The organism is Polycladospora coralii (assembly GCF_014773435.2).
Classification (GTDB): domain Bacteria; phylum Bacillota; class Bacilli; order Thermoactinomycetales; family Thermoactinomycetaceae; genus Polycladospora; species Polycladospora coralii.
Genome location: NZ_JACXAG020000027.1, coordinates 1 through 1,840, shown reverse-complemented (window position 1 = coordinate 1,840; position 1,840 = coordinate 1). Strand labels below are relative to the sequence as shown.

General features: G+C 45.9%; 3 pseudogenes. All 3 read left to right on the top strand.

Annotation, left to right across the window (positions count from 1 at the left end):
* Positions 1-930: pseudogene (locus tag IC619_RS16555) on the top strand (collagen-like protein); the annotation flags it as partial.
* A gap of 154 nt (positions 931-1,084) precedes the next feature.
* A pseudogene (locus tag IC619_RS16550) lies at positions 1,085-1,328 on the top strand (transposase).
* A pseudogene (locus IC619_RS16545) lies at positions 1,277-1,659 on the top strand (hypothetical protein); the annotation flags it as partial. The pseudogenes IC619_RS16550 and IC619_RS16545, both read left to right, overlap by 52 nt.
* Between the last annotated feature and the right edge of the window lie 181 nt (positions 1,660-1,840).

The following is a 1,840-nucleotide window of genomic DNA, read 5'->3' as shown; positions in this document are numbered from 1 at the left end:
ACAGGAGCAACGGGAGCAACCGGAGCCACGGGAGCCACAGGTGCAACAGGAGCTACGGGAGCAACGGGAGCAACCGGAGCCACGGGAGCCACAGGTGCAACAGGAGCGACTGGCGCAACGGGAGCAACAGGAGCAACAGGAGCAACAGGAGCCACCGGAGCGACAGGTGCCACCGGAGCTACGGGAGCCACAGGAGCGACTGGCGCAACGGGAGCTACAGGCGCAACCGGAGCTACAGGTGCAACCGGAGCCACAGGTGCAACAGGAGCTACGGGAGCAACGGGAGCTACGGGAGCAACGGGAGCAACCGGAGCCACGGGAGCCACAGGTGCAACAGGAGCGACTGGCGCAACAGGAGCAACCGGAGCAACCGGAGCAACAGGTGCAACCGGAGCCACAGGCGCAACGGGAGCCACAGGATCAACCGGAGCAACAGGTGGTGATTTTGCCTCAAATGGTTTTTCCGCTGTTACTTCTGCTCCAGGTATTGCTGTATCTACACAAATATCTGGATGGTCGGTTACCTCGCCTTATTATGGAAGTGTTGACTTTGACGATGTGACAGGTGATTTTACAGTTCCTACAACAGGCAGATACTCTATATCTGCAACGATTAATTATGAAACAACTGCAGCGATATCAGTAAGTTTAGGTGCAGGAATTGACCCTAGTTTTGTTGTTAGAAGAACTAGCCCTGTCGTTACCGATTTGGTTTCAGGTTTATTTCCAGTATTTAATGTAGATATTGTTGCATTACTCACTTTACGGACGATATTAGGTAATGGATTGGTTACTTTAGCGGGTGAAGTAGAGTTAGACGCAGGTGATGTCATTGGGTTATTCTATGAAGCAGATGGTTTAACCGTTAGCTTAGATTTAGGTGGGGGCGTAACACCTGGGATCATCTGGTCCATTCATCAAATTGCTTAATCGAACGCTTTTATTATGATTAAATGAGCATGTTTTTGCACCTCAATTGTGAGTGTGCGGGTGCGTCGGACGAGGGAGGGGTGGTTTTTCCCTCTCGCAAGTCCGGCTATTTTTTGTTTTTCTACTTACGTAAGGGCGTGGATATGTCTATTCCATCCAGTACCATTTCGTAAGGTATGTAAAATATCGCCATAGATTTTCTATTTTTACGATCGAAACAGATCAAGACCCTATTCACTTGCTAATCGATTGTTCGCCATAACATTATATCCCTAATATCATAAAAGTGATGAAAGGAAATGCGGCTAGAATTCTTTTTAAGGAGTTCCCTATGGGATGGTCTTTTATGGAATCTATCTTATTTGCTCACCACGGAAACAAGTATTGGAGTATATTGAATCTCAAAAAGTGCACAGAGCCTTCAAATTTCGACTGTAATCCACCGGCGTTTAACCACTTCTTAACAAAGGGGCATGATACATACGAAGAAATAGGAGGAGGGCTGACATACAACAGTTGTTCTAGATTGTTAACACAACTCAAAAAAGAAATCGTGTGGTTAAAGGAAGTAGATATATTTTCGCTTCAAAACGCCTTAAAGAACTTAGCAGATGCTTTTTCTCGTTTCTTCAAGCAACAGAACGACCCGCCACGATTCAAATTTAAACGAATTCGACTAACCATAACATTGAAGTGATAGAAAACAAAATCAAGTTACCTAAGCTTGGTTGAAAGCTGTTTTTTTACTTTCACACTATTTTCTGCACCAGAACCTTTATATGAGTTTATCCAATATAGCTGAGAATACTCCTACCTCAACGAAGTAGGTGGGGGATGAATCAGCTTCGGACCAGGGAATGGGGTCCCCTCTCACAAGTCCGAGATGTGCTATAATCCTACTAGAGAGGTG